Source organism: Ralstonia sp. ASV6 (assembly GCF_016429285.1).
Lineage (GTDB): Bacteria > Pseudomonadota > Gammaproteobacteria > Burkholderiales > Burkholderiaceae > Ralstonia > Ralstonia flaminis.
Window position 1 is genome coordinate 1 of record NZ_JAELUI010000262.1, and the last position, 3,888, is coordinate 3,888.

The 3,888-nt window shown below is 64.0% G+C and carries 5 protein-coding genes; 3 read left to right on the plus strand and 2 right to left on the minus strand.

What is annotated here, in order from left to right:
• Positions 1 to 722: autotransporter assembly complex family protein (locus tag JHD73_RS27035; protein ID WP_368735565.1), on the minus strand; the 722-nt coding region annotated here is incomplete at its 3' end.
• Between the two features lie 226 nt (positions 723 to 948).
• Here JHD73_RS27035 and JHD73_RS27040 point away from each other — a divergent pair.
• From JHD73_RS27040 to panC, 3 genes are read left to right on the plus strand one after another with little or no spacing between them, the layout of a single operon-like run.
• The gene (locus JHD73_RS27040) at positions 949 to 1,137 is read left to right on the plus strand and encodes a DUF3460 family protein (RefSeq protein ID WP_021195639.1); all 189 of its coding nucleotides are present in this window, start codon (positions 949 to 951) and stop codon (positions 1,135 to 1,137) included.
• Between the two features lie 40 nt (positions 1,138 to 1,177).
• On the plus strand, positions 1,178 to 2,059 hold the full coding sequence (locus JHD73_RS27045; RefSeq protein WP_199033218.1) for a ScpA family protein: 882 nt from the start codon (positions 1,178 to 1,180) through the stop codon (positions 2,057 to 2,059).
• A gap of 51 nt (positions 2,060 to 2,110) precedes the next feature.
• Positions 2,111 to 2,962 carry a pantoate--beta-alanine ligase gene (gene panC, locus JHD73_RS27050; protein WP_199033219.1) on the plus strand — a complete coding sequence of 284 codons (852 nt, stop codon included), beginning with the start codon at positions 2,111 to 2,113 and terminating at the stop codon, positions 2,960 to 2,962.
• Positions 2,963 to 3,008: 46 nt separating this feature from the next.
• Here the strand turns inward: panC and JHD73_RS27055 are convergent, their stop codons facing one another.
• Positions 3,009 to 3,674 (minus strand): ParA family protein, encoded by a 666-nt coding sequence (locus JHD73_RS27055; protein WP_199033220.1) that lies wholly within the window; start codon positions 3,672 to 3,674, stop codon positions 3,009 to 3,011.
• Positions 3,675 to 3,888 lie beyond the last annotated feature (214 nt).

Consider the following 3,888-nt stretch of genomic DNA (forward strand, 5'->3'; position numbering starts at 1 on the left):
GCCGAGTAGTCCTCGCCCACGCGCAGCGGGTTGACGTTGGTGATGATGCTGAGCGGGTAGCGCGTCAGGCCCTGCACATCCAGCGGGCCCAGCGTGTAGGCCGGGCCGCTGTCATAGGAAACGGACAGATCCGCCTTGTTCTCGTCGGGGTCAACACGCGCCTGCGACGCCGTCTGCTTGGCCGCGTAATAGCGCTTGCTCTGCAGCGCGGCCAGGCTGTCGTCCTTGGCCTTGTCCCAGCCGGACTGGCGGAATGCCATCTCCTTCTGCAAACCCCAGGCCTTCTTCAACTCCTCGATACGCTTGGGGTCCTGCGTGATCGCGCCATTGAAATCCAGCACCACACTGTCGATGGTGGTGCGCGGACCGGGCTCGACCTTCACATGCACGACACGGTGATCCGGCGGCCCATCCACGCTGGCGGTGGCCTTGGGCACGAAGTAACCCTCGGTGGCCGTCAGTTTGGTGACTTGGTCACCAATGGTCTCGACCATGTACTGAAGCTGATCGTCGGTGATGTCCTTGCGATCCTGATAGCGCGACAGATCAAGATGACGCTCCAGCAGATCGCGGATCGCCTTGGGCGCTTCGATCTTGACGTCGTACTCGGCATAGGCAGGTGCGCAGGCGAGCGACATGGCAAAGCCGACCGCAAGCGCGGCGGCATGAACACCCGGAAAACGAAAGTGAGACGGTCGTGACGGTCGACGAGGGCCGGTCATCGTGGCATGCGTAGCGCCGCCCCCACGGGCCGGCTAAGTCAAAGGAAAGGCGTATTTGACCATACCGACCCCGGCAGGTGCCCAGGCAAATGCAACGAATACTGGCTTTCGTATCGGTCCGAAGGGCTCCGCAGGCGCCGTGCCTGCCTGCCGATACGGTAAAATGCGCCGTTTTCCGCCCGGGAACCTCCCGTGCGGGCCGGATCACCCAATATCACTGACTGCCATGGCCCTGTACAAGTCCGAGATCACCCAGTTCCTGGAAGAACTCAAGACCCAGAAGCCCGACCTGGAAGCGCAACAGCGCCAAGGCCGCTCGCTGCTGTGGGACAAGGACCCGATCGACCTGGACGAACGCACCCGCGCCCAGGCAGCACGCGTGGCGCAAAAGCCGTACGTCTATTCGCTGGACTGATCGGCAGACCGCCCCCCCAAGCCCCCAGGCGCGCCGCCGCATGACTACCTCTGCGCAGGACAAGCTGCCGCTCCCCGTCGAGCTGCCCAGCGTGGCGCCCGAGCAGGACTCCACGCCGGTACAGGTCGACGGCCTGGCCTTCGCGCGGCTATACGGCGAGCCGCTGTTCAAGCTCCCGCAAGACCTCTACATTCCGCCCGATGCGCTCGAGGTGTTTCTCGAAGCGTTTGAAGGGCCGCTGGACTTGCTGCTGTACCTGATCCGGCGCCAGAACTTCAATGTGCTGGACATTCCGCTGGCGCAGGTCACGCGGCAGTACCTGGCGTACATCGAACAGATCCGCGCGACCAATCTGGAGCTGGCTGCCGAATATCTGCTGATGGCGGCCATGCTGATCGAGATCAAGTCGCGCATGCTGCTGCCGGTCAAGAAGACCGACTCCGGCGAAGAACCCGAAGACCCGCGTGCCGAACTGGTGCGCCGCCTGCTCGAGTACGAGCAGATGAAGCTTGCCGCGCAGAAGCTCGACACCGTGCCGCAGCTTGGCCGCGATTTCCTGCGCGCCCAGGTCTACATTGAGCAAAGCCTCGCGCCGCGCTACCCCGACGTCAATTCCGACGACCTGCGCATCGCGTGGGCCGACGTGCTACGCCGGGCCAAGCTCACGCAGCATCACAAGATCTCGCGCGAAGAGCTGTCCGTGCGCGAGCACATGAGCCAGATCCTGCGTAAGCTGCAGCATGCGCGGTTCATGGAGTTCACCGAGCTGTTTGAAGAAGCGATCCAGTCCGGCAAGGGCGCGCCTATCGTGGTGGTCAACTTTGTCGCCATGCTGGAGCTCTCGCGTGAATCGCTGCTGGAGATCACCCAGGCGGAGCCGTACGCGCCCATCTACGTGCGCCTCGCCTATTCCCCGACGTAATTCGGCCACCCCATTCGGCCAAAGTCAGCCGCTGACTCACACCACAAACGCATGAAAGTCATCTCGTCCATCCAGGAACTGCGCGACCAGTTGCGCGGCCAGAACCGCGTCGCCTTCGTGCCGACCATGGGCAACCTGCATGAGGGCCACCTGAGCCTGATGCGCCTGGCACGCCAGCACGGCGATCCGGTGGTGGCGTCCATCTTCGTGAACCGCCTGCAGTTCGGCCCGAACGAAGATTTCGACAAATACCCGCGCACGCTGCAGGACGACATCGAGAAGCTGCAGAAGGAAGGCGTGTACGTGCTGTTCGCGCCCACCGAACGCGACATGTATCCCGAGCCACAGGAATACCGCGTCGACCCGCCGCATGACCTGGGCGACACGCTGGAAGGCGAATTCCGCCCCGGTTTCTTCAAGGGCGTGTGCACGGTGGTGATGAAGCTGTTCTGCTGCGTGCAGCCGCGTGTGGCCGTGTTCGGCAAGAAGGACTACCAGCAATTGATGATCGTGCGCCGCATGGCCCACCAGTTCGCACTGCCGGTCGACATCATCCCGGCCGAGACGATCCGTGCAGAGGATGGCCTGGCACTGTCCTCGCGCAACGTCTATCTGACTAACGAAGAACGCGCCGAGGCACCCGAGCTGTACCGCACGCTGCACCAGGTGCGCCAGGACGTGCTGGAGACCGTGCTGCAGGGCCAGGCCTCGCATGAACAAGTGACGGCCAAGGCGATGGACTACCTGCGTGGCCGTGGCTGGCAACCCGACTACGTGGCCGTGCGCCGCCGCGCTGACCTGCAGGCACCAACGCCCGACAACATCGCCGCCGGCGAGCCGCTGGTGGTGCTGACTGCCGCAAAGCTTGGCAAGACGCGCCTGATCGACAATCTCGAGATCTGAGCAAGGCGTCGCCCAACAAAAAGCCCGGCTAGTTGCCGGGCTTTTTTCATGCCGCCGCCGAGGTATCGGCAACGGTGGCCTGCGGGAGCGCTCCCCCCAGCCAATCGAGGATGCCGCTCCACTGTTCGACGTCCTTCGCCACACGCGAGGGCGCCACGTCCCACAGCGTCAGCCCGTGCGCGGCCAGTTGCACATAGTTCTGGGTGTCACGCAGATAACCGAGGATGGGCACTTCCAGCCCATGTACGAAGCGCTGGAGCTGCTCCGCGGCGCGCGTACGCATGTCCACACGCATGCCGATCACACCCAGCTTGACCTCGCCGTGGCGGACGGGCTTCTCGTCGGCCAATTTGCGCAGGAAGGCCTGCGTGGCGAGGATGTCGAACATCGAAGGCTGCAACGGCACGATCACATGGTCCGACAGCTTGACCAAATCGGTCAGCCGCCAGCCGTGCAGCCCGGCCGGCGTATCGAGCACCACATGCGTGGTGCCCTTGGGCGGCTTGGCGATGTGGTCGGCGCTGATCTCCCACGTGTGGATCGGCTTGGCCGTCTCGGGGCGCAACGCCAGCCATTCGCGCGATGACTGCTGCCGATCGGTGTCGCCCAGCATCACGGCGTGGCCCTGACTGGCAAAGTAGCCCGCCAGATTGGTTGCCAGCGTGGTCTTGCCCACCCCGCCCTTCGGATTCGCTACAACGGCCACCGGCATGCCTGCCTCCTTGTACACATCGCGCGCACATCGAACCATGTGACTAGTAGATCACTCGGCGGATCTGCCCTGATTTTTCGTCAACCTTGGGGATTATGGCTCAGCCCGCACGTGGCGGCGCGCCGAACAGCGCAACGAGGTCGAGGTGCGCCTCGCACGTGTCGGCCAGGCGTTCGAGCGACGCCTCGCGCAATGCTGCGTAGTCCTGCGCCTG

Coding starts and splice junctions, on each gene's coding strand:
- JHD73_RS27040 (WP_021195639.1), top strand. CDS start 949: ATGGCCCTGTACAAGTCCGAGATCACCCAGTTCCTGGAAGAACTCAAG.
- JHD73_RS27055 (WP_199033220.1), bottom strand. CDS start 3,674: ATGCCGGTGGCCGTTGTAGCGAATCCGAAGGGCGGGGTGGGCAAGACC.
- panC (WP_199033219.1), top strand. CDS start 2,111: ATGAAAGTCATCTCGTCCATCCAGGAACTGCGCGACCAGTTGCGCGGC.
- JHD73_RS27045 (WP_199033218.1), top strand. CDS start 1,178: ATGACTACCTCTGCGCAGGACAAGCTGCCGCTCCCCGTCGAGCTGCCC.